The 25,544-nt window shown below is 69.1% G+C and carries 23 protein-coding genes and 2 pseudogenes; 13 read left to right on the forward strand and 12 right to left on the reverse strand.

Annotation, left to right across the window (positions count from 1 at the left end):
- Positions 1 to 165 precede the first annotated feature (165 nt).
- Positions 166 to 1,158, forward strand: a pseudogene (locus AC5Y5V_RS14540) (DUF7159 family protein); the annotation flags it as partial.
- Between the two features lie 20 nt (positions 1,159 to 1,178).
- Here AC5Y5V_RS14540 and AC5Y5V_RS14545 read toward each other — a convergent pair.
- Genes AC5Y5V_RS14545 through AC5Y5V_RS14555 form a run of 3 tightly spaced genes read right to left on the reverse strand, consistent with a single transcriptional unit; the run spans position 1,179 to position 4,027 of the window.
- Positions 1,179 to 1,727 (reverse strand): YceI family protein, encoded by a 549-nt coding sequence (locus AC5Y5V_RS14545; protein ID WP_499936186.1) that lies wholly within the window; start codon positions 1,725 to 1,727, stop codon positions 1,179 to 1,181.
- A complete protein-coding gene (locus AC5Y5V_RS14550) occupies positions 1,724 to 2,737 on the reverse strand; it encodes an alcohol dehydrogenase catalytic domain-containing protein (protein ID WP_499936188.1) in 1,014 nt (337 codons plus the stop codon). Before AC5Y5V_RS14550 ends, AC5Y5V_RS14545 begins: the two co-directional genes overlap by 4 nt.
- Positions 2,738 to 2,761: 24 nt before the next feature.
- The gene (locus AC5Y5V_RS14555) at positions 2,762 to 4,027 is read right to left on the reverse strand and encodes a cytochrome P450 (protein WP_499936190.1); all 1,266 of its coding nucleotides are present in this window, start codon (positions 4,025 to 4,027) and stop codon (positions 2,762 to 2,764) included.
- A gap of 259 nt (positions 4,028 to 4,286) precedes the next feature.
- Here AC5Y5V_RS14555 and AC5Y5V_RS14560 point away from each other — a divergent pair, with 259 nt between their 5' ends.
- From AC5Y5V_RS14560 to AC5Y5V_RS14570, 3 genes and pseudogenes are all read left to right on the forward strand, one after another.
- Positions 4,287 to 4,694: a hypothetical protein gene (locus tag AC5Y5V_RS14560; RefSeq protein ID WP_499936192.1), complete on the forward strand. Its 408-nt coding sequence runs from the start codon at positions 4,287 to 4,289 to the stop codon at positions 4,692 to 4,694.
- Positions 4,691 to 4,977, forward strand: a pseudogene (locus AC5Y5V_RS14565) (hypothetical protein). The gene AC5Y5V_RS14560 and the pseudogene AC5Y5V_RS14565 overlap by 4 nt, the downstream one beginning before the upstream one ends.
- Positions 4,978 to 5,034: 57 nt before the next feature.
- Positions 5,035 to 5,265: an Rv1893 family protein gene (locus AC5Y5V_RS14570; RefSeq protein ID WP_499936194.1), complete on the forward strand. Its 231-nt coding sequence runs from the start codon at positions 5,035 to 5,037 to the stop codon at positions 5,263 to 5,265.
- Between the two features lie 18 nt (positions 5,266 to 5,283).
- On the opposite strand, the gene AC5Y5V_RS14575 is transcribed toward AC5Y5V_RS14570, so the two are convergent.
- Together AC5Y5V_RS14575 and AC5Y5V_RS14580 are read right to left on the reverse strand one after the other, a co-directional pair.
- Positions 5,284 to 6,414, reverse strand: coding sequence for a nitronate monooxygenase (locus AC5Y5V_RS14575; RefSeq protein ID WP_499936199.1), 1,131 nt, complete (start codon positions 6,412 to 6,414; stop codon positions 5,284 to 5,286).
- 117 nt (positions 6,415 to 6,531) lie between these two features.
- Positions 6,532 to 6,993 carry a hypothetical protein gene (locus tag AC5Y5V_RS14580; protein WP_499936202.1) on the reverse strand — a complete coding sequence of 154 codons (462 nt, stop codon included), beginning with the start codon at positions 6,991 to 6,993 and terminating at the stop codon, positions 6,532 to 6,534.
- 73 nt (positions 6,994 to 7,066) lie between these two features.
- On the opposite strand from AC5Y5V_RS14580, the gene AC5Y5V_RS14585 reads away from it, so the two are divergent.
- From AC5Y5V_RS14585 to malQ, 3 genes are all read left to right on the forward strand, one after another.
- On the forward strand, positions 7,067 to 7,807 hold the full coding sequence (locus tag AC5Y5V_RS14585) for a glucose 1-dehydrogenase (protein ID WP_499936206.1): 741 nt from the start codon (positions 7,067 to 7,069) through the stop codon (positions 7,805 to 7,807).
- A 53-nt stretch (positions 7,808 to 7,860) separates the two neighbouring features.
- On the forward strand, positions 7,861 to 8,922 hold the full coding sequence (locus AC5Y5V_RS14590) for an NAD-dependent epimerase/dehydratase family protein (protein ID WP_499936210.1): 1,062 nt from the start codon (positions 7,861 to 7,863) through the stop codon (positions 8,920 to 8,922).
- A 109-nt stretch (positions 8,923 to 9,031) separates the two neighbouring features.
- Complete coding sequence (gene malQ, locus AC5Y5V_RS14595) at positions 9,032 to 11,029, forward strand: 4-alpha-glucanotransferase (RefSeq protein WP_499936214.1); 1,998 nt, start codon at positions 9,032 to 9,034, stop codon at positions 11,027 to 11,029.
- Between the two features lie 174 nt (positions 11,030 to 11,203).
- Here malQ and AC5Y5V_RS14600 read toward each other — a convergent pair whose 3' ends face one another.
- Genes AC5Y5V_RS14600 through AC5Y5V_RS14610 form a run of 3 tightly spaced genes read right to left on the reverse strand, consistent with a single transcriptional unit; the run spans position 11,204 to position 13,562 of the window.
- Positions 11,204 to 12,412 carry an NAD(P)/FAD-dependent oxidoreductase gene (locus AC5Y5V_RS14600; RefSeq protein ID WP_499936216.1) on the reverse strand — a complete coding sequence of 403 codons (1,209 nt, stop codon included), beginning with the start codon at positions 12,410 to 12,412 and terminating at the stop codon, positions 11,204 to 11,206.
- 5 nt (positions 12,413 to 12,417) lie between these two features.
- Positions 12,418 to 12,606 carry a ferredoxin gene (locus tag AC5Y5V_RS14605; protein WP_499936218.1) on the reverse strand — a complete coding sequence of 63 codons (189 nt, stop codon included), beginning with the start codon at positions 12,604 to 12,606 and terminating at the stop codon, positions 12,418 to 12,420.
- Positions 12,603 to 13,562, reverse strand: a complete 960-nt coding sequence (locus tag AC5Y5V_RS14610; protein WP_499936222.1) for a metal-dependent hydrolase — start codon at positions 13,560 to 13,562, stop codon at positions 12,603 to 12,605. The genes AC5Y5V_RS14605 and AC5Y5V_RS14610 overlap by 4 nt, the downstream gene beginning before the upstream one ends.
- 229 nt (positions 13,563 to 13,791) lie before the next feature.
- On the opposite strand from AC5Y5V_RS14610, the gene AC5Y5V_RS14615 reads away from it, so the two are divergent.
- Both AC5Y5V_RS14615 and AC5Y5V_RS14620 read left to right on the forward strand, forming a co-directional pair.
- Entirely contained in the window at positions 13,792 to 15,735 is a 1,944-nt protein-coding gene (locus AC5Y5V_RS14615) for a flavin-containing monooxygenase (protein WP_499936226.1), read from the forward strand.
- A gap of 10 nt (positions 15,736 to 15,745) precedes the next feature.
- Entirely contained in the window at positions 15,746 to 16,771 is a 1,026-nt protein-coding gene (locus tag AC5Y5V_RS14620) for an alcohol dehydrogenase catalytic domain-containing protein (protein ID WP_499936231.1), read from the forward strand.
- Here AC5Y5V_RS14620 and AC5Y5V_RS14625 read toward each other — a convergent pair.
- From AC5Y5V_RS14625 to dtd, 3 genes are read right to left on the reverse strand one after another with little or no spacing between them, the layout of a single operon-like run.
- Positions 16,768 to 17,553 carry an HAD family hydrolase gene (locus tag AC5Y5V_RS14625; protein ID WP_499936236.1) on the reverse strand — a complete coding sequence of 262 codons (786 nt, stop codon included), beginning with the start codon at positions 17,551 to 17,553 and terminating at the stop codon, positions 16,768 to 16,770. The genes AC5Y5V_RS14620 and AC5Y5V_RS14625 overlap by 4 nt on opposite strands.
- A 15-nt stretch (positions 17,554 to 17,568) precedes the next feature.
- On the reverse strand, positions 17,569 to 18,486 hold the full coding sequence (locus tag AC5Y5V_RS14630; protein ID WP_499936240.1) for an SAM-dependent methyltransferase: 918 nt from the start codon (positions 18,484 to 18,486) through the stop codon (positions 17,569 to 17,571).
- A 41-nt stretch (positions 18,487 to 18,527) separates the two neighbouring features.
- Complete coding sequence (gene dtd / locus AC5Y5V_RS14635) at positions 18,528 to 18,959, reverse strand: D-aminoacyl-tRNA deacylase (protein WP_499936243.1); 432 nt, start codon at positions 18,957 to 18,959, stop codon at positions 18,528 to 18,530.
- Between the two features lie 30 nt (positions 18,960 to 18,989).
- Between dtd and AC5Y5V_RS14640 the strand changes: the two genes are divergently transcribed.
- The 3 genes from AC5Y5V_RS14640 to AC5Y5V_RS14650 all read left to right on the forward strand — a co-directional run bounded on the left by AC5Y5V_RS14640 (position 18,990) and on the right by AC5Y5V_RS14650 (position 22,681).
- Positions 18,990 to 19,295, forward strand: a complete 306-nt coding sequence (locus AC5Y5V_RS14640; protein ID WP_499936247.1) for an MTH1187 family thiamine-binding protein — start codon at positions 18,990 to 18,992, stop codon at positions 19,293 to 19,295.
- Positions 19,296 to 19,587: 292 nt separating this feature from the next.
- Entirely contained in the window at positions 19,588 to 22,287 is a 2,700-nt protein-coding gene (locus AC5Y5V_RS14645) for a PE family protein (protein WP_499936250.1), read from the forward strand.
- Between the two features lie 88 nt (positions 22,288 to 22,375).
- Positions 22,376 to 22,681, forward strand: coding sequence for a hypothetical protein (locus AC5Y5V_RS14650; RefSeq protein ID WP_499936252.1), 306 nt, complete (start codon positions 22,376 to 22,378; stop codon positions 22,679 to 22,681).
- Here AC5Y5V_RS14650 and lipJ read toward each other — a convergent pair.
- Positions 22,678 to 24,045 carry a bifunctional lipase/adenylate cyclase LipJ gene (lipJ, locus tag AC5Y5V_RS14655; protein ID WP_499936256.1) on the reverse strand — a complete coding sequence of 456 codons (1,368 nt, stop codon included), beginning with the start codon at positions 24,043 to 24,045 and terminating at the stop codon, positions 22,678 to 22,680. The two genes, AC5Y5V_RS14650 and lipJ, sit on opposite strands and share 4 nt — an antisense overlap.
- Before the next feature lie 189 nt (positions 24,046 to 24,234).
- Here lipJ and AC5Y5V_RS14660 point away from each other — a divergent pair, with 189 nt between their 5' ends.
- A complete protein-coding gene (locus AC5Y5V_RS14660; protein WP_499936265.1) occupies positions 24,235 to 25,518 on the forward strand; it encodes a competence/damage-inducible protein A in 1,284 nt (427 codons plus the stop codon).
- The last annotated feature ends 26 nt before the right edge of the window (positions 25,519 to 25,544 follow it).

Genomic DNA, 25,544 nt, shown 5'->3' on the forward strand with positions numbered 1-25,544 from the left:
GCGTAGGCTCTCACGAAGCAAGCCGATGGAGACCACGCTGCCGGAGGTCCGTTCCGTCTTATGGACCCGCATTCATGGTGCGCAGCGCCAAGGGCCAGGAGCCCGGTGTGGGCTCGGGGAGCCCGGGACGTCGAGCAGGCCCGGGGATGATTGAGGGTGCAGATTTTGGACGCGGTACTAGGACTGTCAGTGACACCGACAACCGTCGGGTGGGTCCTCGCCGAGGGGCATGGCGCCGACGGCACCATCCTGGACCACCGGGAGCTGAAACTGCGGGGCGGCACGGGCGTGCGAGCAGTCGGTACCGCGGAGCAGGTGACGGATGAGGTCCTGCGGGTGCATGCGTCGGCGGCGGCGAGTGATCACCGGCTGCGCGTCATCGGAGTGACATGGAACGACGATGCCTCGGCACAGGCCGCACTGCTGTTGGAGGCGCTGACGGACGCCGGTTTCGACAATGTGGTGCCCATCCGGATGCTCGAGTCCGTCGAGACGCTGGCACGGGCGCTCGCACCCGTCGTCGGCTATGAACAGACCGCGGTGTGCATCCTCGAACACGAATGGGCCACCGTCGTCATGGTCGACAGCCAGGGCGGGGAAACACAGACCGCGGTCAAGCAGGTGCGCGGCGGCCTGGACGGCCTGACGTCCTGGCTGACCGGGATGTTCAACCGCAACGCCTGGCGCCCCGCCGGGGTGGTGGTCGTCGGCTCCGACGGCGACATCGACGCATTCTCGTGGCAACTCGAAAAGGCGCTGCCGGTGCCCGTTTTCGGCCAATCCATGGCACAGGTGACGATCGCGCGTGGCGCGGCGCTGGCCGCCGCGCAGAGCACCGAGTTCACCGACGAGGAGTTGGTGCTCGACACCGACGAACCCGCCGCCGCCCCGGCGCGTTCGCGACGGCTGTCCTACGCCGGGGCCGCAACCGCCCTGGCCGCGGGCACGCTGTCCTTCGTCGTCTCGCTGTCGTTGGCCATCGGCCTACAGCTGGCCCCGGACCGGGGACGCTCGCAGGACGTGGTGCGCACGACGTCCCCGCAGGTCGCCGAGGCCGTCACGCCGGCCGTCACCCCGCCCCCGGCAGCCGGGTCGCAGGCGCCCCGCCCCGCGCCGCCGCTGCGGCTTACCTCCGACGAACCGGTCACCGAGCCGGACGCCGGTGGCCCGAACGGTCGTTAACCGCCCTTCGGGAACTCGGCAGTGAAGGACACTGTCACCTCGTCGGTGACCTGCATTGCCCCCAGCAGCATCGAGTAGGGCTTGATGCCGTAATCGGTCTGGCGAACCCGCGTTTCGGTCGACATCCGCCATACGTCGCCGAGATCCTCTGTGCGCAATTCGACTACGTGTTCCCGCGACTTGCCGCGGATCCGCAGGTTCCCACAAAGCCGGTATCCGTCGTCGGTCCGCTCGATCCGGTCGGCGGCGAAGCGGATCTGCGGATAACGCTTGGCGCTCAAGGACTTCAATGCGTTCGACTTCACCATCGCCCGCTCCGCGCCGGACAGTCCCTTCACCCCGCCCTCGCCGCGAAGCGTGTCGAACGACTCGACCTCGACCACCAGCTCGGCGGTGACGGGCCGGCCGTCGTCCCAATCCACCGTGGCCTGCCAACGCGTCATCGCGATGGTCAGACGATGGCCCATCCGTGCGGCCTTGCCGGAAACGCCTGTGTGAAGGAGCAATTCACCCTCGGATCCATCGAGGGTCCACGTCTCGGTCACATGGTCAGGACGGTGCGGTAGTGCGCACGTCCCTGCTCCAGTGCCGCATAGGCGTCGGCCGCGCGCGCCAGCGGCAGCTCCTCGATCCACGCCCGCACCCCGGACACGACCGCGAAATGCATTGTCTCTTCGACATCTTTGGCGGTTCCCGAGGGATGACCAACCACACTCAGCCCCGGGTTGATCAGCTGTACCGGACTGATCGGCAGCGGCTCGGGAGTAACCCCGATGGTGACCAATTCACCTTGCGGCAGCAGCCCACCCACCGTGTCGGCCATCGCCTGCGAGTTCCCGGCGGTGCCCAGTACGACGGTGACGCCGCCGAGTCGGCGCAGCGCCTCGGCGACATCGCCGGCGGTGGCGTCGATGTAGTGATGGGCGCCCAGCTTTCGAGCGTCGTCGGCTTTCGCGGTGCCGCGATTGATCGCGACGGTCTCGAACCCCATCGCCCGCGCGAACTGAATGCCCAGATGGCCCAGTCCGCCGACGCCGAGGACCGCGACCCGATCACCGGGCAACGCCTTGGTGTGCCGCAACGCGTTGTAGGTCGTGACGCCGGCGCAGCCCATCGGAGCGGCCTCGGCGAAAGAAAGGTCCGTCGGAATCCGGGCCATCGCGTTGGCAGGCACGGTGACGGACTCGGCGTAGCCGCCGGGATAGTGCCAACTCGGTACTTTCCCGTTGGCGCAGTGGATGAAGATCCCCTTGCGACAGGGATCGCAGTGGTAGCAGCAGCCGCCGAACCAGCCGACGGCAACCCGATCGCCGACGGCGAACTCCTCGACCCCTTCGCCCAGTTCGGCGATGGTTCCCGCGATTTCATGCCCGGGAGTCAACGGCCAGGACATCCCAGGGAAGCCGCCGTTGACGAAGTGCACGTCGGTGCCGCAGACACCGCACGCGTTGATCGCTATGCGCGCTTCGCCCCGGGCCGGCGGCGGGGTTTCGACGTCGACGACCTCCAACGGCGCGCCCGCCGACTGAATGTGGACAGCCTTGTGAGTGGGCATGCGGTTCCCCTGTCGTGAGCCGTGTCAGTGCACTACGGGGCACTGCGCGGCAGTGCTGTTGCTGTGGTAGTCGACCTGCCAGTGCTTGATGCCGTTGAGCCAACCCGACCGTAGCCGTTCGGGTCTGCCGACCGATTCGATATCGGGCATCGCGTCGGCGATCGCATTGAACATCAGGTCGATCGTCATCCGCGCCAGGTTGGCCCCGATGCAGTAGTGCGCGCCGGTACCACCGAATCCGACATGCGGGTTGGGGTCGCGCTTGATGTTGAAGGTGAACGGGTCGTCGAATACGTCCTCGTCGAAATTGGCTGAGCGGTAGACCATTACCACCCGCTGGCCTTTCTTGATCTGCACACCGGACAGCTCGTAGTCCTCGAGTGCGGTGCGCTGGAACGACGTGACGGGGGTGGCCCACCGGACGATCTCGTCGGCGGTGGTGACCGGGCGCTCCCGCTTGTACAGCTCCCACTGATCGGGGAAGTCGGTGAAGGCCATCATGCCCTGCGTGATCGAGTTGCGCGTCGTCTCGTTGCCGGCGACGGCCAGCAGGATGACGAAGAACCCGAACTCGTCGTCGGACAGCTTGTGACCGTCGACGTCGGCTTGGACCAGCTTCGTCACGATGTCTTCGCCGGGGTTCTGCGCCCTATCGGCCGCCATCTGCATCGCGTACATGATGAGTTCCACCGAGGCGCTGATGGCGTCGTTGGTGGCGAATTCCGGGTCCTGGTCGCCCACCATCTGGTTGGACCAGTGGAACAGCTTCATCCGGTCTTCCTGCGGCACGCCCAGCAGGCCGGCGATGGCCTGCAGCGGCAGCTCACACGACACCTGCTCGACGAAGTCACCGGAGCCTTGCGCGGCGGCGGTGGCGACGATGTTCTTGGCCCGCTCGTTGAGGTCGTCACGCAGGCACTCGACGGCCCGCGGCGTGAAGCCGCGGGAGATGATCTTGCGGAGCCGGGTGTGATGCGGGGCGTCCTGGTTGAGCAGGACGAACTTGCCCCGCTCGATCTGTTCGCCGACGGTCCCGTCCTTGTAGCGCGGCAGCGCGGTCTTCTCCAGGCTGGAGAACACGTCGCTGCGCCGCGAGATCTCCTTGACATCCTTGTGTTTGGAGACCACCCAGAACCCGCCGTCGTCGAATCCGCCCACCCCGAGGGGTTGTTCGTTCCACCAGATCGGCTCGGTGCGTCGCAGCTCGGCCAGCTCTTCCACCGGCAGTCGCTCGGCGTGGATGTCCGGGTCGGTGAAATCGAACCCTGGAGGCAGATTGGGGTTCGGCATGAGGCCCACTCCTCGGTACGTATCGATACGAATTCTTCTAGTCAGGTTCTAGTGCCAAATAAACCATTGCCGCACCGCGGTTGGGAAGCACCAACGCAAACTCGTCCGAGCCGAACTGCAACGTGTTCACGGCACCTGTTCACCGTCCGGCGGACCAACCCGGCAAAACGTTCTTGTGGCGCACGGGACAATCGTTATGCTTTGGTGCAGGTCACCGGCGGGCTTTGGGGACCGGGAAGACAGACACCGAGGGTGGAACATGATTCGCGAACTACTTACCGCCGCGGCCGTCACGGGCGCCGCAGTCGCCGTCGCGCCGTATGCCGTCGCCGACCCCGGGCCCTGGCCAGGCGATGTGCCCGGGATGAACTATGACGCGTCGCTCGGCGCGCCGTGCGACAACTATGAGCACCACATCTTCGGACGCGGCCCCAGTGGCCAGGCCGAAGCGTGCCATTTCCCACCGCCCAACCAATTCCCGGCGGCCACCACTGGCTACTGGGTGATCTCCTACCCGCTGTACGGAGTCCAGCAGGCCGGCGCGAAGTGCCCGGGCCCGCAGTCCGCGGCCCAGTCGTCCAGGGGCCTGCCGATGCTGTGCCTTGGGGCGCAGGGTTGGCAAGAGGGATGGTTCACCGGCGCCGGGTTCTTCCCGCCCGAGTCATGACCGCCCGGCCAGCCGAATCGCCGGTCCCACGCTGGCTGCGGTTCGTGATGGCCTCCGATCGCGCGGGCTCGGCGTGGTACATCGGCGCCGGCTTCTTCTTCGCGCCGGTGCTGGCTGTGCTGGCGCCCTGGCCGCTGCTCACCATGGTGCTGTGGTGGTTGATCGCGGCGGCGGGCCTGTGGCTGGGGTTGCTGGGCATCGCGATGGCCGTCGGCCTGGCACGGATTTTGCGGTCCGGCGGCGAGATATCGAGGACTACTGGCGCACGCTGGTCAACTACTGACGGGGCTAGAGTCATACGCGAGTCGTTTGGATTCGGGCAACCCCAGAGGAGACTTCGATGGCCATCCACCCCAAAGACGCAGTCGACGCGGTCCGCGACATCGCCAGCAACGCGGTCGAAAAGGCTTCCGACATCGTCGAGCACGCCAGCGACATCATTCGTGGCGATCTCTCCGGCGGAGTCAGCGGCATCGTGCAGAACTCGATCGACATCGCCACCCACGCGGCCGGCAGGACGATGGATGTCATCAAGGGCCGCCACGAGGACGACCTGGAAGACCTCGACTAACGCGTAAGCGGGCCGCCGTCAGACGGTGGCGGCCTGGTTGAGTTCGTCGAGTCGGGATGTGGCGTCGAGATACTCCTGCACCCACCGCTCGATGACCGCGGCCGTCTTCTCCACCTTGTTGAACTGGCCGACGACCTGGCCGATCGGGTTGAACGCGACGTCGATGCTCTCGTTCGGGTACCTGTTGGTGGCCCGCACGGCGATGCCGGACACCATGTACTGCAGCGGCATGCCGAGCGGCTTCGGGTTGTCCGGGTTCTCCCAGGCCTCGGTCCAATCGTTGCGCAGCATCCGCGCCGGCTTGCCGGTGAACGACCGGCTGCGCACGGTGTCGCGGCTGCTCGCCTTGGCGTATGTGGCCTGTTGAACGGGGGTGTTGGACGCTTCCTCGACCATCAGCCACTGCGAGCCGGTCCACGCGCCCTGCGCGCCCAGCGCCAGGGCCGCGGCGATCTGCTGCCCGCTGCCGATGCCGCCGGCGGCCAGCACCGGAACCGGCGCCACCTCCTTGACGACCTGGGGCCACAACACAATCGAGCCGACCTCGCCGCAATGGCCGCCGGCCTCGCCGCCCTGGGCGATGATGATGTCGACGCCCGCGTCGGCGTGCTTGCGGGCCTGCGACGGCGATCCACAGAGAGCGGCGACCTTGCGGCCCTCGGCGTGAATGTGCTTGATCATCTCGGTCGGGGGAGTGCCGAGTGCGTTGGCGATCATCGCCACCTTCGGATGCCGCAGCGCCACCTCGACCTGCGGGGTCGCCGTGGCTTCGGTCCAGCCCAGCAGCTGCAGGCTGTCGCCGTCGGCGTCCTCGGTGGGCACGCCGTGATCGGCGAGGATCTTCTTGGCGAAGTCCAGGTGCTCCGGCGGCACCATTTTGCGCAGCGTCTCGGCGAGTTCCTCGGCCGACAGGTGGGAGTCCATGCCCTCGTATTTATTGGGGATGACGATGTCGACGCCGTAGGGGTGGTCGCCGATGTTTTCGTCGATCCACTTGAGTTCGATCTCCAGCTGCTCGGGCGTAAAGCCGACGGCCCCGAGCACGCCAAAGCCGCCGGCCTTGCTGACCGCGACCACGACATCGCGGCAGTGGGTAAAGGCGAAGATGGGGAACTCGATACCGAGTTGGTCGCAAATGGCAGTGTGCATGCCTGTGCTCCTGAGGGCGCTCGCCGAATTGAAACGTGTTCTAGTTTAGTACGCCCGCCGTGGCCGTGGCCAGACAGGTCCCGCGTGTGGCGACTACTACCCGTCGCCCGGCGCCCGTCAGACGGTCAGCGTCCGCGCCAGCCACAGGGCCAGCAGCGTGAGCATGCACGCGGCACACACGACGTGATCGCGGCCGATCGCTCGCGCCAAGCGGGATTGTTCGACCGTCCCGTCGTCGCGCTTGCCCAGCCGAACGGCGCCGGGCACGGTGTGCGTCAGTGCCAACACCACCGGGACCCCCGCCAGCGCGGCGGAAGCGACCAGCAGCCAGCCCGGGTCGCGGTCGCGGGTTGCTTCAAAAGTTAAGGCGCCCAAAAGGACCACCATCACGAGGGCGATGAGCCGGCTCATCGGGCGCGATGTGGTGGTGGCACGGTGGTAATAGTCGGCGATCGACGCCAGCACCGGCTCGGGCAGCTCGTCACCGCGCGCCTGCCCCCAGACCTGGCTGTCGAAGATCAGGTCCATCCACAGCACCGCGAGCAGGAAGCCGGCGCAGGCCGTGATCAACGGGGCCATGACGCTCACCTCCGATCGGCCGCCCTCGCCGATTAGAACAGGTCTGTGCGCGCCTCGGGTAGCGTGACCGGTCATGGGACGGGTGGCCGGCAAAGTGGCCCTGATCAGCGGCGGCGCCAGGGGCATGGGGGCGTCGCACGCCCGGCTTCTGGTCTCCGAGGGCGCCAGGGTGGTGATCGGCGACATCCTCGACGACGAGGGCGCGGCGCTGGCCGCCGACCTGGGCGACGCGGCGCGATATGTGCGTCTCGACGTCACCGACCCGTCGGCCTGGGCGGGCGCGGCGGCGGCGGCCGTGGCGGAGTTCGGCACGTTGGACGTCCTGGTCAACAACGCCGGAATCATCAACTACGGCCCCCTGAAAACCTTCGACCTGACCAAGTGGCAACGAGTCCTCGACGTCAACGTCACGGGGACGCTGTTGGGCATCCAGGCCGTCATCGATCCGATGATCGCCGCCGGTGGCGGCTCGATCGTGAACATCTCGTCCATCGAGGGCCTGCGGGGCGGGCCGTGGGTGCATGCCTATGCGACCTCGAAGTGGGCGGTCCGCGGCCTCACCAAGTCGGCGGCATTGGAGTTGGCGCCTAACAACATTCGGGTCAACTCGATCCATCCGGGCTTCATCCGGACGGCGATGACGGAAAAGCTTCCGCAGGACGCGCTCAACATCCCGTTGGGGCGGGCCGGCGAGCCCCAGGACGTGTCGGCGTTCGTCCTGTTCCTGGCCAGCGACGAGTCGGCATACGCGACCGCCGCCGAATTCGTCGTGGACGGCGGCCTGGTGGAAGAGGTTTCGCACAAGAATGGGTAGCGGCGGACGGCGAATCTGACGTAATTCCCCAGCGAGTGAGTTATTTTTCCGTCATGAGTGAGACCGTGCTCATCACCGGCGCCTTCGGTCTCGTCGGAACGGAAGCGGTCCGGCGGTTCGCGGCCGACGGCTGGCGGGTAGTCGCCACGGCCCACCGCCAGGCCGACGAAGAATTGCCGCGCGGCGTCGAGACCCGCTGGGTCGACCTGACTGATTCGGCGCAGGTCGAGGCCCTGGTGTCCGAGGTTTCGCCCGACGTCGTCGTTCACCTCGCGGCCGTCATCCCGCCGTTGGTGTACTGCGACGCCAAACGCGCGCGCAGGGTCAACGTCGACGCCACCGCGGCATTGCTGCGTGCGGCCGAAAACCAGCCACGCCCACCGCGTTTCCTGCACGCGTCGAGCTGCGCGATATACGGCGGGCGCAATCCGCACCGCCATGCCGACCGAGTGGGCGTGGACACCCCGCCTCGGCCCAACGAGCTGTACGGCGCCCAGAAACTCGAAGCCGAGCAACTGGTGCGGTCCTCGAAACTGGACTGGGTGGTGTTGCGGCTCGGCGGGGTCCTCAGCGCCGACCCGTCGGCCATGCCGTTCAGCCCCGACATCGTGTACTTCGGCAGTGCGCTGCAGTCCGACTGCCGGGTGCACTGCGTCGACACCCGGGATGTCGCAACGGCTTTCGCGGTGTCCGCGCGGGCGGACGTCGTGGGGGAAATCCTGTTGATCGCCGGTGACGACACATTCCTGCTGCGCCAGGGGGAGATAGGGGCGGCTATGGCGGCCGTTCAGGGCATGGCGGGGCTGATGCCGCGGGGCCGGCCCGGTAACCCCGACGACGCCGATGATCAGTGGTTTCCCAACGACTGGATGGACGTCACCCGCGCGCAGCAATTGTTGGGATTTCAGCATCACTCGTGGCCCGACATGCTGGCCGAGTTGCGCGCACACGCCGGGTGGAAACGCCACCCGCGGCGACTGCTGGCCCCCCTGGCGCGTCAGGTCACGAAGCGCCAAGCGGCCTATCGCAACGAGCCCGGACCCTACACCGACGTGTGGAAAGCCTTGCGGGCCAGGTTCGGTGATACGGCGCCGGACATCGTCAGACCCGAATGAGACTCGCCGGCTGAAGCGGCGAACCCGAGATGGCAGCTGGCAGAGCAGTTTTGCTGACCGAAACGGCGCCAATCGGTGTCGGAAGGGGAGGGTCGGGTATACGGTCCGCGTGGTCTCACACCAGCGCCTTCCCAAACCGATACCCGACGACCTGCGCCGCTTGGCCGCCGCACACGGTGTGGCCAGCTCCTACCGCAACGAGCGGCGCGAGCCGGTGACGGTCGACGCCGACGTCGTGATCCGCGTGCTTGGACTGCTGGAGGTCGAGGCGGGCACCGAGGCCGACCGCCGCGCGGAGTTGACCCGGTTGGACGAACGCGGCCGCGCGGGCGTGCTCGCACCCACCGTCGCCGTGCGGGTCGACGGGCGGCCGCAACCGATGCCCGGAGCGGCCCTGTTGGTCGGCGAGGATGGCGGGCAGATCGACGTGCGCGACGAGCTGCCCCGCGACTTGCCACCGGGTTGGTACCGGCTGCATACGCGCGACGGCCAGCAGGTCACCCTGATCGCCGCGCCTCCGCGGGTTCCGCTGGCGCCGGCCACCTGGGGGTGGATGCTGCAGCTGTACGCGCTGCGTTCGGACCGCTCGTGGGGGATCGGCGACCTGGGTGATCTGCGGGGTTTCGTCCAGTGGACCGCAGCCGAGCACGGAGCCGGCGCGGTGCTGCTCAACCCGCTGCACGCGCCCGGACCCACGCATCCGGTGCAGGCCTCGCCCTACACCCCGTCCAGCCGACGGTTCGCCAACCCGTTGGCCCTGCGCATCGAGGACCTCGCCGCCTACGACCGGGCCGATCCGGATACCCGCGCGGAGGTGGACGCGCTGCGCGTCTCGGCGACCACCGAGCGCATCGACCACGACCTGGTGTGGGCGGCCAAGCGGTCGGCGTTGGAGTTGCTCTGGCGCGCCGAGGGCCGGCCAGGCACGCTCGACGGGTCACCGGACTCGCAGGCGTTGCGTGATTTCGCCACCTACTGCGCGCTGGCCGAGCGGCACGGCGGCCGGTGGACGCAATGGCCGGAGCCGCTGCGGGACGTCGCGGGGCCGGCGGTGACCGAGGCGCGCCGGGACCTGGCGCCGCGCATCGCGTTTCATGCGTGGGTGCAGCAACGGTGTGCCGAGCAGCTTGCCGCCGTGCGCGATGCCGCGCGCCAGGGCCGCATGAGCCTGGGCGTGTTGCACGACCTCGCCGTGGGCGTCGACCCCGGTGGCGCCGACGCGTGGGCACTGGCCGACGTGCTCGCCACCGGGGTGAGCGTCGGGGTGCCCCCCGACAACTTCACCCCGCGCGGGCAGGACTGGGGGTTGCCGCCGTGGCGGCCGGACCGACTGGCCGCCACGGGCTACGCGGCGCTGCGCGACATGGTGCGCGCCGTGCTGGCCCACGCGGACGGTCTGCGGATCGACCACGTCGCCGGCCTGTGGCGGCTGTGGTGGATCCCGCCCGGCGACGGCCCGGATCGCGGTACCTTCGTGCACTACGACGCCGACGTCATGCTCGCGATCCTGGCACTGGAAGCGCACCGCGCGAACGCCACCGTCGTCGGCGAGGACCTGGGCACCGTCGAGCCCGAAGTCACTGCGGCGCTTGCTGACAACGGCATGCTGGGCTGCGCGGTGTCGTGGTTCACCCGCGACCTTTCCGCGCCCGACGAGCCCCTGCTGCCGCCGGACAAATGGCCCGCGAGAGCCGCCGCGAGCATCTCCACCCACGACCTGCCGACCGCCGCGGGTTTCCTGCACGGCGAACATGTCCGGGTGCGCGCCGAGCTGGGCCTGCTCACCGACGTACCGGCCGAGCTCGCCGCGGCCGAAAAAGAACGCGCCGAATGGCTGACACTCTTGCGTTCCGAAGGGCTGCTGCAGCAATCCGAGCCGGACGACGCGGCGATCATCGCGGCGATGCATCGGTTCCTGGCGGCGACGCCGTGCCGGCTGAAGCTGGTCTCGCCCTACGACGTGCTCGCCGAACTCCGACAGCCCAATCTGCCTGGCACGGTCGACGAGTATCCGAACTGGCGGCTCCCACTGCCGAAAACACTGGAGCAGCTGCGCCGCGACCCCGCCGTCGCCGAGATCGTCGGCTTCTTCCGCGACGGCGGCTGAGACTGTTCTCGGTCGGCAGGATGTGCCGGTTTGCCCACCTTTCGCGCATCAAGGTGTCGCTGCGAGGCGGGCAAAAGCCATATGCCGCTTTTCTTTTGGCACGCGAGACTCGTGCGACCGAGGTTACGGCGTGTCGCCGCACATCTGCGCACGCTCGCGAGCACGCGACGGGACTCAGTCGGACGGCCTCGGAGGGAAGGCGGCGCGCTGGCGGATCGCGTCGGTGTAGGCGTATACCCGCCCGGGAACCGTCCCCAGGACCGCGACGGTGCGGCCCTGACGCCCGAACGCCGCGACGAACTCCGGACTCTTCGAGTCGCCCTCGACAATTTCGAGCGCGTCGTAACCGGTTGGCACGCCGAGCATCTGGATCTTGACGTCATACTGGTCGGACCAGAAGTAGGGCAGCTCGTCGTACGCCGGTGCGCCGTCCGGGCCGGCGAGCAGCGTTCGGGCCGCGGCCGCGCCCTGACGCGCGGCGTGGTCCCAATGCTCGACGCGCAGGTGCCGCTCGTACACCGGGTGCCACCAGCGCGCGACATCGCCCGCCGCGACGATATCGGTGCCGCCCTCGACCAGGCCCGTGGCGTCGCAGACCACGCCGTCGTCCACCCGCAACCCCGAGCCGTCCAGCCAGTCGGTGGCGGGAGTCACGCCCAGACCCACGACGACCAGGTCGGCGGGGACCTGCGAGCCGTCGGTCAGCAGAACGCCCTCCACCCGGCCGTTTCCGACGAACTCGTCGACGCTCACGCCGAGACGGATGTCGACACCGTGCCGGCCATGCAGCTGGGCCCAGCACGGCGCCAGTTCGTCGCCCAGTGCGGCCGACAGGAGGCCGTCGGCCTTTTCGACCAGCACGACGTCCAGTCCGAGCGATCGGCAACTCGCCGCGACCTCGGCACCGATGAACCCGCCGCCGACCACGACCACCCTTGGGCGGGAGCCGAGCCGCTCGCGGATGGCCAGGCAGTCGTCGACGGTGCGCAGCAGCAGCACCCCGTCGGGGACGGGACCGCCCGGCCACTCGCGCGGAAAGGCGCCGCTCGCGATCACCAGGCCGTCGTATGTCATGGATGTGTCCCGATCGGCGTCGCGCACGTGGATGGTGCGCGAACCGGTGTCCAGCTTCAACGCCGACGCCCCGCGCAAGACACGCGCCTCGAAGTCGAATTGCGCTGCGAGGTCGACGCCGGCCCGGTGCACCTTGCCGGTCAGAAGCTTTTTCGACAGGGGCGGCCGGTGGTACGGGGCGTGTCGCTCGGCGCCGACGACGGTGAGCTCGCCGTCATAGCCGTCCTGGCGCAGGGTCTCGGCGGCCCGGGTTCCGGCCACGCCGGACCCGACGACGACAACGTGCCTGAACTTCCGATCTGGCGGCATGCGGATCAGTCCTTTACCGTGATCGCCTGGGTGGGGCAGGACACTTCGGCGCCCTTCAACTTCTGGTTCAGCTCAGCGGGCGGGGCGTCGTCGAGGACGTGAAGCCCGTCTTCCCGGACGTCGAACACCTCGTGGCAGATGCTCATGCAGACGCCGTTGCCGTCGCAGGTGTCAAGATCGACCGAAACCTTCATCGGACCTGGACCTCCGCTGTCTCGTCGGACGGCCTCGGCGATTCGACGTGCGCGCCGTCCCTTATCTGGCGCGCACGCTCGCGCGCCGCCTTGGCCACCGGCGAATACTCCAGGTAGTCGATCGCCATCTGTGTGGACGCTTCACCGCCTGGATGGTGGCTGGGCCGCATATAGCGGATGGGCGAGGTCACCAGCAGCTTCCACGGACCGGGTAGCCGGTACTGCCGCGCTGCCCGCAGCCAGTCACGCCAGCGCCACTTGTCGTCGATGGTCGGGTCTTTCTCCATCAGGTACTTCGCTCCGGCGATCCACCAGCCGACGAACAGCGGGGCGGTCATCAGCATCGAAAACGCCCTGATGAAGTAGTTTCCGCAGACGTGCTGGTAGACGTCGAAGACGAGCGATCGGTGCTCCACCTCCTCAGCGCCGTGCCAGCGCAGCAGATCGAGCATCATCGGGTCGGTCCGCGCGTAGTCCAGCCCGCGATTGGTCAGCACCCATTCACCCAACATCGCGGTGAAATGTTCCAGCGCGGCCACATCGGCCAACCGGCGGTACAACCACCAGCGTTTCATCGCCGGCGGGAAGAACTTGGGCGGATCACCGAGGCTCACCGAGAGCGTCTTGCCGAGCCGGTCGGTGTACGGCGTGGTCTCGATGCCCTGTTCGGCAAGGTGGTCCAGCACCACCTGATGCGCCCAGGCGTGCCACGACTCCTGCTGGATGAACGGCTTGATCGCCGCCTCCAGCTCCGGGTCGTCGACCATCGATGACGCCTCGAGGACGGCCTTGATGAAGTGCCGCTCGCCCTCCGGCAGCAGCAGGTGCAGGACGTTCATCATGTGCGTCGAGAAGGGGTCGTCCGGCACCCAGTGCAGCGGCGTGTCCGTCCAGTCGAAGCGGACCATCCGCCGATATTTCGGATGTCCGTCGTGGTGCAGCGCGACCTCTGGCATGAGAACCCCTTCGGGCGATGTGTGACTTGGTTCACCTCGACTCGTACCCGTGTGTACGGCCGGTTATGCGTACCGGCGGTCCCGGTTTTTCTGACAGTTGGCTGTGTGATCAGACGACGCCGTTTTCGGGCGGCCACCCTTGATCGCGCCGGGCACACCGGGGTAGCGTGGTGCACGCATTACGCAACTATGGGTAGCGTAATTGTGGTCCACCGAAAGGATTGGCGCGATGCGCAGCCTGTACGCCGGCCTGCCCTTCACCACGTCCACACCGGAGATCGCCGAGGCGCTGCAGGACGTCAGCATTCCGACGCTGCTGCTGTCGCTGGTGCACATCACCGGCGACCCGCGCTTCATCCGCGACTACAAGCAGATGGGCCTGTTCCTCAACGAGGTGCAGGGGTTCATGTCCGAGGAGGACAAGGCCCGGGCCCGCGGCGAGGCGGTGCAGGTGCTCGCGGACTACCGTGACCGCGGCTGCCCCGAGCCGGCTGCGCTGAGCGCCGAACTCATCCGCGAAATGCTGGACTGGGCCGCGTGCGAGCAGGTTTCCGACGACTACCTGCCCATGGTGCTGGAAGAGATGGACCTCGACGGCGTCGACCCCCGCCGTCCCGCGGCTCTGCCCGTCGACGCGGCGGCGGAGATCGAGGCCCTTGTCGTCGGCTGCGGGGAATCCGGCATCCTGGCCGGAATCCGTCTCACGCAGGCCAACATTCCGTTCACCATCGTGGAGAAGAACGCCGGTCCGGGCGGAACCTGGTGGGAGAACAGCTATCCCGGCGCCCGCGTCGACGTCGCAAACCATTTTTACTGTTACAGCTTCGAACCGAACAACGACTGGACCCATTTCTTCGCCGAACAGCCCGAGCTGCAGGACTACTTCACCCAGGTGATCGCCAAGCACGGCCTGGCGGAGCACGTGCGGTGGAACACCGAAGTGCTCGCGGCGGAGTGGGACGATCACGACGGCGTCTGGAGGGTCTCGTTGCGTTCGGCCGACGGTCAGACCAGCACCGTGCGCGCGCGGACTCTCATCACCGCCGTCGGGCAGCTGAATCGGCCCCATCTGCCCGAATTCGAGGGGGCGGACACGTTCGAGGGGCCGTCGTTTCACTCCGCGGCGTGGGACCATTCCGTCGACCTGACGGACAAGCGTGTCGCCCTCGTCGGGGCGGGGGCCAGCGGCTTCCAAATCGCGCCCGCGATCGCCGACGACGTCGCGCACCTCACGGTGTTCCAGCGCACCGCCCAGTGGATGTTCCCGAACCCGATGTATCACGACGAAGTCGGCGACGGCGTGCGTTGGGCGATGCGCCATCTTCCGTTCTACGGCCGGTGGTACCGGTTCCTGTTGCTGTGGCCCGGCGCCGACAAGGGACTCGACGCCGCACGCGGCGACCCGGATTACGCGGATCAGAGCTATGCCGTCAGCGACATCAACGCCGCCGCGCGAATGATGTTCTCCCAGTGGATCACCAGTCAGGTGGACGAGGGCTCCCGGGACTCCGCAGCGCTGCTCACCAAGGTGATGCCGGACTATCCCGCCACCGGCAAACGCACCCTGCAGGACAACGGCAGCTGGCTGCGGACGCTGCAGCGTGACAACGTCGAACTGGTGCGCACCCCGATCCAGCGGATCACGCCACGCGGCATCGTCACCGAAGACGGTGTGGCACACGACGTCGACGTCATCGTCTACGCCACCGGGTTCCGGCACACGGACGTGCTGTGGCCGCTGAAAATTGTCGGCCGCAACGGGATCGACCTGCACGACATGTGGGGCTCGCGCCCGTACGCCTACCTCGGCATCACCGTGCCGGGCTTCCCCAACCTCTTCCTGATCTACGGGCCGGGAACGCATCTCGCCCACGGCGGCAGCCTGATCTTCCAGTCCGAACTGCAGATGCGCTACATCGACCAGTGCCTGCGGCGGCTGGCGGAAGAGAACCTGCATTCGCTGGAGCCGACGGCCGCGGCGGCCACCGACTGGCATGAACGGACCCAGACCGAGATCCGGAAGATGGTGTGGTCGCACCCCGCCGTCAAGCACTCGTACTTCAAGAACGCGGACGGGGAGATCCACACCGTCAGCCCGTGGCGCCTCAACGAGTACTGGGCCGCGGTGCGCCAGCCCGACTGGGCGCAATTCATTGCACAAGAACGAGAGTGAGCATGCCGATATGCGCACGGTAGTCGTTGACGGACCCGCCAGCATCCGGGTCGACACCCGCCCCGATCCGGCACTGCCGGGTCCCGACGGCGCGATCGTCGAGATCAGCGCCGCCGCCATCTGCGGATCGGATCTGCATTTCTACGAGGCCGACTTTGTGATGCCCGACCCGATCACCCTCGGCCACGAGGCGATCGGCACGGTCGTCGAGGCCGGGCCGCAGGTGCGCAACGTCCGCGTCGGCGACCAGGTGATCGTGTCGTCGGTGACCGGCTGCGGTGCCTGCCCGGGGTGTGCCACCCGCGACCCGGTGCTCTGCCACTCCGGCTTTCAGATTTTCGGCGGTGGCGTGCTGGGCGGCGCACAATCCGATCTGCTCGCCGTTCCCGCGGCCGACTTCCAGCTGCTCAAGATGCCCGACGGCATCAACACCGAGCAGGCGCTGCTACTCACCGACAACCTCGCCACCGGCTGGGCCGGAGCGCAGCGCGCCGACATTCCGTTCGGCGGCACGGTCGCGGTGTTCGGACTGGGCGCGGTCGGGCTTTGCGCGCTGCGTAGCGCGCTCTTCCAGGGCGCCGCAACCGTTTTCGCCGTCGATCAGGTCGACGGACGGCTGGACCGCGCGGCCGGTTGGGGGGCGACCCCGGTCAAGGTTCCTGCGCTCGAGGCGATCCTGGCCGCGACCGGCGGTCGCGGCGTCGACTCGGTGATCGACGCCGTCGCCACGGATGCCTCACTCACCGACGCGCTCAACGCCGTCCGGCCGGGCGGCACCGTCTCGGTTGTCGGCGTGCACGACCTGAATCCGTTCCCCCTCAACGCGCTGGGCTGCCTGATTCGCAGCACCACCCTGCGAATGACCACGGCGCCGGTGCAGCGCACCTGGCCGGAGCTGATCCCACTGCTGCAGTCCGGCCGGCTCGACGTCGACGGCATCTTCACCACCACGCTGCCGTTGGACGAGGCGGCCAAGGGGTATGCGACCGCGGCTTCGCGGTCGGGGGACAGCGTCAAAGTGCTGCTGACGCCCTAGTCTTCCGGCTGCCGGAGCACGTGACCGGCAAAGTGCCGCAATCTGCGCACCGGCCCGCGGCGGCCCGAGACGAGACACATGACCGGCCAGCCGTGGACCGCGGCCTGCGCCGCCATACCCGAGCGCGGGTTGACCGGCCGCGGGCAACCCACGAGCGTCATCGACGCCGCATCCTCGTCGCCGTCGGCGTAGAAGTAACTCTGTTGCAGCGCAACGTCGTTGTCGACACAGAACTGCTGGACCGCGGCGGCCTTGGTGACGCCCCAGACGACGGGTTTGACGATTCCGCCGGTAAGCCGGCCGTGCTCGTCCAGTTCGAAATGGTTGCACTGCACGTTGTCGATACCGAGGAATCGGGCGACGGGCAGCGCCTGGATGGACAGCGCCGATGAACTGAGCACCACGGTGTGCCCGCATTCCTGATGCGCCTGCACGATGTCGCGCATGTGCGAGTAGACCCGCGGCGCAACGCGTTCGACGAACAGTCGCTGACCCAATTCGTCGAGCACGGCGAGGTTCTCACCCCGCAGGTAACCCGCGGCCCGGATGATCAGGCGCTCGAACTCCAGCCGGCCGAACTTGTAGCGCAACGCGGCTTCGAACACCCCCAGCAGCTCGCCAATTCCGGCCTGCCGCCGCCGGATCCGGTCACCGACGTGCACCGCCGCGGTGAAACCCTCGACCAGCGTGCCGTCCAGGTCGAAGAATGCCCCGACGCACGGTCCGGGTGAACTGGCGCTGATCTCGGCCATCGCATCGGCCGGGGAGAGCCTGGTGACCATTACCATCGCGACACCTCACCGGGTAGCCGTTATGTACTGCGAGTGCATGAACGCGTCGATCTTCACGTCCACATCCGGTGGGGTCATGCCGTATCCGGCTTGCAAATCCAGTGTGTTGCGAACGGGTTCGACGGCCCAGCCATGCGCGGCCAACCACTGCGCCGGGTCGGTCTTCGGCTCGTAGGTGAGCGCGGAGAAGTCCACGTCGCCGGCCATGTTGACACCGGGATGGTCGCGTTCCAGGGCTTCCAGTTGATCGTGGTCCAGGCGTGATCCCAACGCGCCGATGGCGATTCGGCTGCCCGGCGCGCACAACTCGGTGATGCGGGTGAACAGCGCGTGCTGCGCGTCGTCGGTCAAGTACGGCAGGATTCCCTCCACCGACCAGGCGCTGGGTTGCCTGGGGTCGAAGCCCGCCGCTTGCAACGGCGTTGGCCAGTCGGTGCGCAAGTCGGCGGCAACCTCACGTCGTTGCGCTTTCGGTCCGGCGCCGCGCTCGTCGAGAACCCGGGCCTTGAATTCCAGGACCTTCGGTAGGTCGATCTCGAAAACCGTTGTCCCGTCGGCCCAGTCGAGCCGGTAGGCGCGGGAGTCCAATCCGGCGGCGACGATCACCGCCTGCCGGATGCCCGCGCCGTCGGCAGCGGCGGCGGCGTCGAAAAAGTCGTCGAAGAACCGGGTTTGCACCCCGTAGAGGCGGGGGAAGGCGGTCTCGTCCGCCGAGGTGCCTGGATTGGCAAGCACCCCCGACAAAAACGCGTCCCCGGTGGCTTCGACGAAGTGCTTCGCGAACTCGTCACGCACCAGCGGCTGCGGGCTGACAGCGTGCAATGCGCGCCAACCGGCCACCAGCAGCGCGGTATAACCCACGCCGCTCACGATGTCCCAGTGGTCGTCGTCGGATCGCAGGGAGCCGAACTCAGGTGCCGTCATCGGACGCCCGTCATGCCGCCAAAATACCCGCAGCGGCACCGTCAAAGCTCGAGAATCACCGTTACTGGTCCATCGTTGATCAATTCGACACACATATGTGCACCGAACACGCCGGTTTCCACCTGGGCGCCCAGCTCGCGCAGCGCGTCCGCGAACGCGCTTACCAGCGGCTCGGCGACCGCGCCGGGAGCCGCGGCGTTCCAGGACGGCCGACGGCCCTTGGCAGTGTCGGCGTAGAGGGTGAACTGGCTGACCACCAAGATCGGCGCCTCGGCGTCGGCGGCGGATCTTTCGTCGGAGAGAATCCTTAGGTTCCAGAGCTTTTCGGCGAGCCGGCGGGCTTTGCCGTCGTCGTCGCCGTGGGTGACGCCGACGAGCGCCAGCAGGCCCTGCCCCGCCGGCCGGATGGCGCCGACGACCTCGCCGTTGACCGACACCGACGCCGACGAAACCCGTTGCACCAGAACCCGCATGGCCTCGATGCTGCCAGGTACGCTCGATGGATGTCCGTGCTGGTCGCGTTTTCCGTCACTCCGATGGGGGTGGGCGAGGGCGTCGGCGAGATCGTCGCCGACGCGGTGCGGGTGGTCCGCGAATCTGGCCTGCCCAGCAAGACTGATTCGATGTTCACCACGATCGAGGGCGATACCTGGGAAGAGGTGATGGCGGTGGTGCAGCGCGCGGTCGAGGCCGTCGCCGCCCGCGCGCCCCGGGTCAGCACGGTGATCAAGGCGGATCTGCGGGCCGGGGCCGTCGACGCCATGACGCACAAAGTCGAGTCCGTCGAGCGGTATCTGTCGCCGAGTTAGGCCTGTACCGCTCACCGGGCGGCCCGCCGGGCTCCTACACACGACACACGGCAGAGTTTGGTCGAGTGCGCACATGCGATGTCACTTCCGATCACCACACCGGGCATGCCGGTCGCCGCGGCAGCGGACGTGGCGGCATCGGTTCGCCGGGTGGCTCGGTGTCGGTCACGCCGGTGCAGCCCCTGTCTTCGGCAGGGGCAATGCCGGCGCCGGCGGTCCCCGCAAAAGCCAGCAATTAACGGGTAGGTAAGGCGATACTGAGCCGACGCAAACCACCAAGTCGGAGGCGCTGATGTCCCACTTGATCGCAATACCCGACCTGCTGACCGCGGCAGCGAACGATGTAGCCGGCATCGGCTCCTCGCTGGGCACGGCCAATGCCGCGGCCGCCGCGCCAACGACCGCGATGCAGGCCGCCGCGGGCGACGAGATATCGGCGGCGGTCGCCTCGTTGTTTTCCGGTCACGCCCGGCAGTATCAGGCGCTGAGCCGTCAGGTGGCGGTGTTCCACGACCACTTCGTCCAGACACTGAGCCGGGCGGGCGAGGACTACGCCGCCACCGACGCGGCGAGCGCTGGGTGGTTCTCGCCGTGGAAGTTGTTGACCGGGCGTCCGCTGGTCGGCGATGGTGCCAACGGTATCGCCGCGGGCGCCCAGGGCGGTGACGGCGGCTGGCTGTTCGGCAACGGCGGCGACGGTGCCGCCGGCGGGGCCGGGCAGGCCGGCGGCAGGGGCGGTGATGCCGGGCTCTGGGGCAACGGCGGCAACGGTGGTGCGGGCGGCACCGGCAGCGCGGGCACCACCCCGGTGGCCGGCGCGCCGGGTAGCGAAGGCGCTACCGGTGGCACCGGCGGCAACGGCGGCAGGGGCGGGGCCGGTGGCGACGGCGGGCTGTTGCACGGCAACGGCGGCGCCGGCGGCCAGGGTGGCCAAGGCGGCGTCGGTGGCGTTGGCGGCCGCGGCGCCGACGGCGCCCTCGGCGGCAGTGCGGCCAATCCGAGCGTCGATGGCGGCAATGCGGGCAATGGCGGCGCCGGGGGCGTCGGCGGAAATGGCGGTGCGGGCGGGGCCGGCGGCAAGGGCTCGACGTTCGGCGGGCATGTCGGCGCGAACGGCAACGGGGGTAACGGCGGAAACGGCGGCGACCCCGGCCAAGGAGGCACCGGCGGCGCAGGAATGCAGGGCACCGCGGCCCACCCCGACGGCGGCAACGGCGGCAAGGGCGGTGATCCTGGAACGGTAGTGGGTACCGGCGGGCACGGCGGAGCGACCGGAGGCAACGGATCGGGCGCCGCGGGCAATGGCGCATCGGGCCACGCGGTCACCACCGGCGGCGACGGCGGCGCCGGTGGGGCTGGCTACAACGCCGGCGAGGTTGGCGCGAATCCCGGTACCAACGGCGGCAATGGCGGAAACGGCGGTACCGGTGGCAAATACGGCAACGGCGGCGTCGGCGGCGACGGCGGCAACGGAGCGGTCGGCGTCCACGGCAGCAACGCCGGGGCCCCAGCCAACCCAGGCCCTGACGGGGGCGACGGCGGCAAGGGCGGCAACGGTGGCAACGGGGGCAACGGCGGTACCGGTGGCTCGGCGTCGGGCAACGGCGGCGATGGCGGCGCGGCTGGCACCGGAGGTAACGGAGGCGCTGGCGGCGACGGCAGTGCGGGGGCCAACGGCCTGGTCAGCGCCAGCAATCCTCGCGGTAACGCGGCCGACGGCGGTAATGCCGGCAACGGTGGCAATGGTGGCGACGGCGGTACCGGTGGTCTGGGCGGGGGGACAGGCGTCGCCCATCAAGGCAACGTAGGCCTGGACCGTGGCGCCGGAGCTGGAGGCAACGGCGGCGACGCTGGAATCGCCGGCAACGGTGGGCAAGGGGTCTCCGGCGAATCCGCGGGCCGAAATGGGGGCGATGGCGGGCGCGGAGGCGACGGAGGCAACGGCGGTACAGGCGGGACGGGTGGCACCGGCCAAGGCACCGGTGCAGGTGGGACCGGGGGGAACGGCGGCGCTGGCAGCGGGGGCGGTCTGGGCGGCGCCGCGGGCACCGCGGACTCCCTGCTCGACGGAGGCAAGGGCGGCGACGGCGGCCATGGCGGCAACGCCGGAGCCGGGGGAGTTGGTGGCGGCGCTGTGGGCGCGGGCAGCGGCGGCGCCGGCGGCGACGGAGGTGTTGCGGGCAGAGGCGGCGCCGGCAGCATCGGCGGCACTTCTGGCTTTGGGGGTGACTCCGGCCTGGGCGGCATCGGAGGTGACGGCGGCCGCGGCGGTGACGGCGGGGCCGGCGGTACGGCCTTCGGGTCGGGTAACGGCGGCAACGGCGGGGCGGCCAGCATCGGCTCGGACGGTGGCATCGGTGGCGACGGCGGCCTGACCCGGGGTAACGGAGCAGACGGTGGCGCCGGGGGCAACGGCGGCGGTGCGGGTGCCGGCGGCACCGGCGGGGCCGGCGGCGATGCCCAGCAGGCGGGCAAGGGTGGCGACGGTGGCGGTGGCGGCAACTCCGGCAAAGGTGGTGCCGGCGGTGGCGGCGCCGACGGAACCAAATCGGCCGGGCGACCCGCCGGGATCGGTGGTACCGGTGGCAACGGTGGTGATGCCGCCGCGGCCGGCTCCGGCGGGCATGGTGGCACCGGCCTGACCGGTGGCAACGGCGGCAGGGGCGGCGACGGCGGTGCGGCCGGAGACGGCGGTGTGGGCGGCGGCGGGGGCGACGCCAACAGCGAAGGCTTCGACGGCGGTGATGGTGGTACAGGCGGCAAGGGCGGCCAGGGCACCAGCGGCGGCACCGGGGGCGACGGCGGCAACTACCACGCCGGCGGCAGCTCGGGCGGCGTCGGGTCCGGGGGCGGCGTCGGGGCCAACGGCGGAGGCGGCCACGGTGGCGGCGGCGGAGCCGGTGGTGCCGGTGGCAGCCACGGCGCCCCCGGCGAACCCGGCACGGCCGTCATCGTTCCCGGTGGTCCCGGACAACCCGGCGTTCAGGTCTGATTCCCGGGGGAGTATGAAGACGGTGCGTCTCTCGGCGGTGGCCGCCAGGCAAAACGAGACTCTGAACGACCCGAAAGGCGGACACGAGATGACTGAAGGTACCGGCGGACAGGGTGGTGCCGGTGGTGCCGGCGGACAGGGTGGTGCCGGCGGTCGTGGTGGTGCCGGCGGCCGCGGTGGTGCCGGCGGACAGGGTGGTGCCGGCGGCCGCGGTGGCGACGGTGGCCGCGGTGGTGACGGCGGCCGCGGTGGCCAGCCTGGTCAAGGCGGGGAGGGTGGTGCCGGCGGCGCACCCGGCCAGGGCGGCGCCCCCGGCCAGCCCGGCCAGCCCGGCGAACCCGGCCAGCCCGGCGAACCCGGCCAGCCCGGCCAGCCCGGCCAGCCCGGCCGCTAAGGCCCCGCGACCACCTCGTCGCGTATCAGCGCGTACACCCGCCAGCGTCCCGGCACGCCCTTGAGTTCGTGCTTACCGCGGTCGACGAATCTGCGCCGTGACCCGGTGACGATGTCACGCACCGTCGAGGACACCAGCACTTCGCTCGGGCCCGCCAGCGCCGCCACCCGCGCGCCGATGTGCACCGCCAGGCCAGCGACATCCACCCCGCGCACCTCGACCTCGCCGGCGTGAATGCCGACCCGCACCTCGATACCCAAAACGCGTACTGCAGAGACGATTTCGTCGGCGCACGCGATCGCGACACTCGGGCTGACGAACGTCGCCACGAAGCCGTCTCCGGCCGTGTTCACCTCACGTCCGCCGAACCGATGCAGCTCGTGGCGCACGATCGTGTCGTGGTTGTCCAGCAGGTCGCGCCAGCGGCCGTCCCCGAGCGCGGCGGCGCGCTGCGTCGACCCGACGATGTCGGTGAACATGACCGTCGCCAGCAATCGCTCGGCGTCGGCACCCCCGCGTACCCCGGTGACGAATTCCTCGATTTCATCGAGCATCGGCGCGGCGTCGCCGACCCAGTACAGGACGTCGGCGCCCGGCAATTCGACAAACCGCGATCCCGCGATGTGCTCAGCGATGTAACGGCCTTGTCCAAGGGGGATGAATTTCGCGTCGACGCGGTGCAGAACCATTGTCGGGGCGCTAATGCGCGCCAGCGCATCCCGCACATCGGCCTCCGACAACGCCCTGGCCACCGCCCGTGCCATGCTCGGCGGCCCGGCGCGGTTCCCCGCAAGATCCCACCACGTGCGAAACACGACGTCGTCGGCGACCGTCGGCGCGACGATGCGAAGCACGTCGAAACCCCGCTCGACGGCGTCCGGCTCAAGGGCGACCGTCAGGTACGGATCCAGCAGATCCGGCTGCGCGCCGACCGGGTAGTCAGGCGCCCACAACGCGCGAGCGGAGCCGTTGACCACAATCAGGCTGCGTACTCGCTCGGGGTAATCGGCGGCCAGGACGAGCCCGCTCATCGCGTGAAAGTTGGGCGCGAATATGGTCGCCGTCTCGCAGCCGATCGCGTCCAGGACCGCGATCGCGTCCTCGGCCCAAAACTTGGGCTCGAGCATGTTCATCGCTGGATTTCGCGAGGACAGGCCGACGCCACGCTGGTCGAACCGGATCACCCGGTTGAACGCCGCCAGCCGCCGGTGGAACCGGTGCAGCGCCGGCTCGTCGTCGATCGAGTCGATCGGGACGAAAGGGCCGGGCAACACCAGCAGATCGCTCGGGCCTTCACCCAGCACCTGATAAGCGATATCCATGTCGCCGCACTTGGCGTACCGAGTTCGCGGGGCCTGTGCCACGAGGCTCAGGCTAGATCATGCTGAAACGGCGCCTGTGGCTTACGGCGCCCTGGCCGAAAAGCAAATTCAATGATCCCTGCCGAGTGATAGCTGAATATGCTTGGCGAACTCGGCAGCGACGGGCAGCAGCCCCGGCTGAGTCGACGGGGGCTGCGCGCGGGGCAACCGGCACGCTTTAGGCTCGTCCGGGTGAGCGCACGCGCGGGCATCGTGGTCACCGGAACCGAAGTCCTCACCGGCCGAGTGCAGGACAGAAACGGCCCCTGGATCGCGGACCGACTGTTGGAGCTGGGCGTCGAACTCGCCCACATCACCATCTGCGGCGACCGTCCCACCGACATCGAGGCGCAGCTGCGCTTCATGGCCGACCAGGGCGTGGACCTGATCGTCACCAGCGGCGGTCTCGGCCCGACGGCCGACGACATGACCGTCGAGGTGGTCGCCCGCTTCTGCGGTCGCGAGTTAGTGCTCGACGAAGTGGTCGAGGAGAAGATCGCCAACATCCTCAGGCAGCTGATGGGTCGCAACCCCGCGTTCCAATCCGCCTTGGAACCAGGCACTTTCGACTCGATCCGCGCCGCCAACCGCAAGCAGGCCATGGTTCCCGCCGGCGCACAGGTGCTCGACCCGGTGGGCACCGCGCCGGGCGTCGTCGTACCCGGCAAACCGACCGTCGTCGTGCTACCCGGCCCGCCGCGCGAGTTGCAGCCGATGTGGCACACCGCCATCGAGGCGCCCGCGGCGCAGGACGCTATCGCCGGCCGGACCGTCTACCGGCAGGAGATGCTGCGGATGTTCGGGCTGCCCGAGTCCGGGCTGGCCGAAACCCTGCGCGACGCCGAAACCGCGGTGCCCGGCTTCGGGCGGCTCGAGATCACCACCTGCCTGCGGCGCGGGGAGGTGGAGATGGTCACCCGCTACGAGCCCGACGCTGCCGACGCCTACGTCCGGCTGACCCAACTGCTGCGGGACAAGCACGGTCATCAGCTCTACTCCGAAGACGGCTCCACCGTCGACGACCAGGTCGCCCGACTGCTGGCGGGGCGCCGGATCGCGACCGCCGAGTCCTGCACCGCGGGCCTGCTGGCCGCGCGGCTCACCGACCGGGCCGGGTCGTCGGATTACGTGATGGGCGGCGTGGTGTCCTACTCCAACCAGGCCAAGGCCGAGCTGTTGGGCGTCGACCCGGCGCTGATCGAGGAGCATGGGGCGGTGTCCGAGCCGGTGGCCGAGGCGATGGCCGCCGGTGCGCTGCAACGCTTCGGCGTCGACACCGCCGTCGCGATCACCGGGATCGCCGGCCCCGCCGGGGGCACGCCCGAAAAGCCGGTGGGCACAGTCTGTTTCACCGTGGCCCTGGCCGAAGGGTCCCTGGATACCCGGACGATCCGACTGCCGGGAAATCGCTCCGATGTCCGCGAACGCTCGACGACGGTGGCGATGCACATGTTGCGCCGCGCGCTGAGTCTGTAGCGAGGCCCCCTGGCGCGAGGCCCCTC

The organism is Mycobacterium sp. NGS68, from assembly GCF_059812195.1.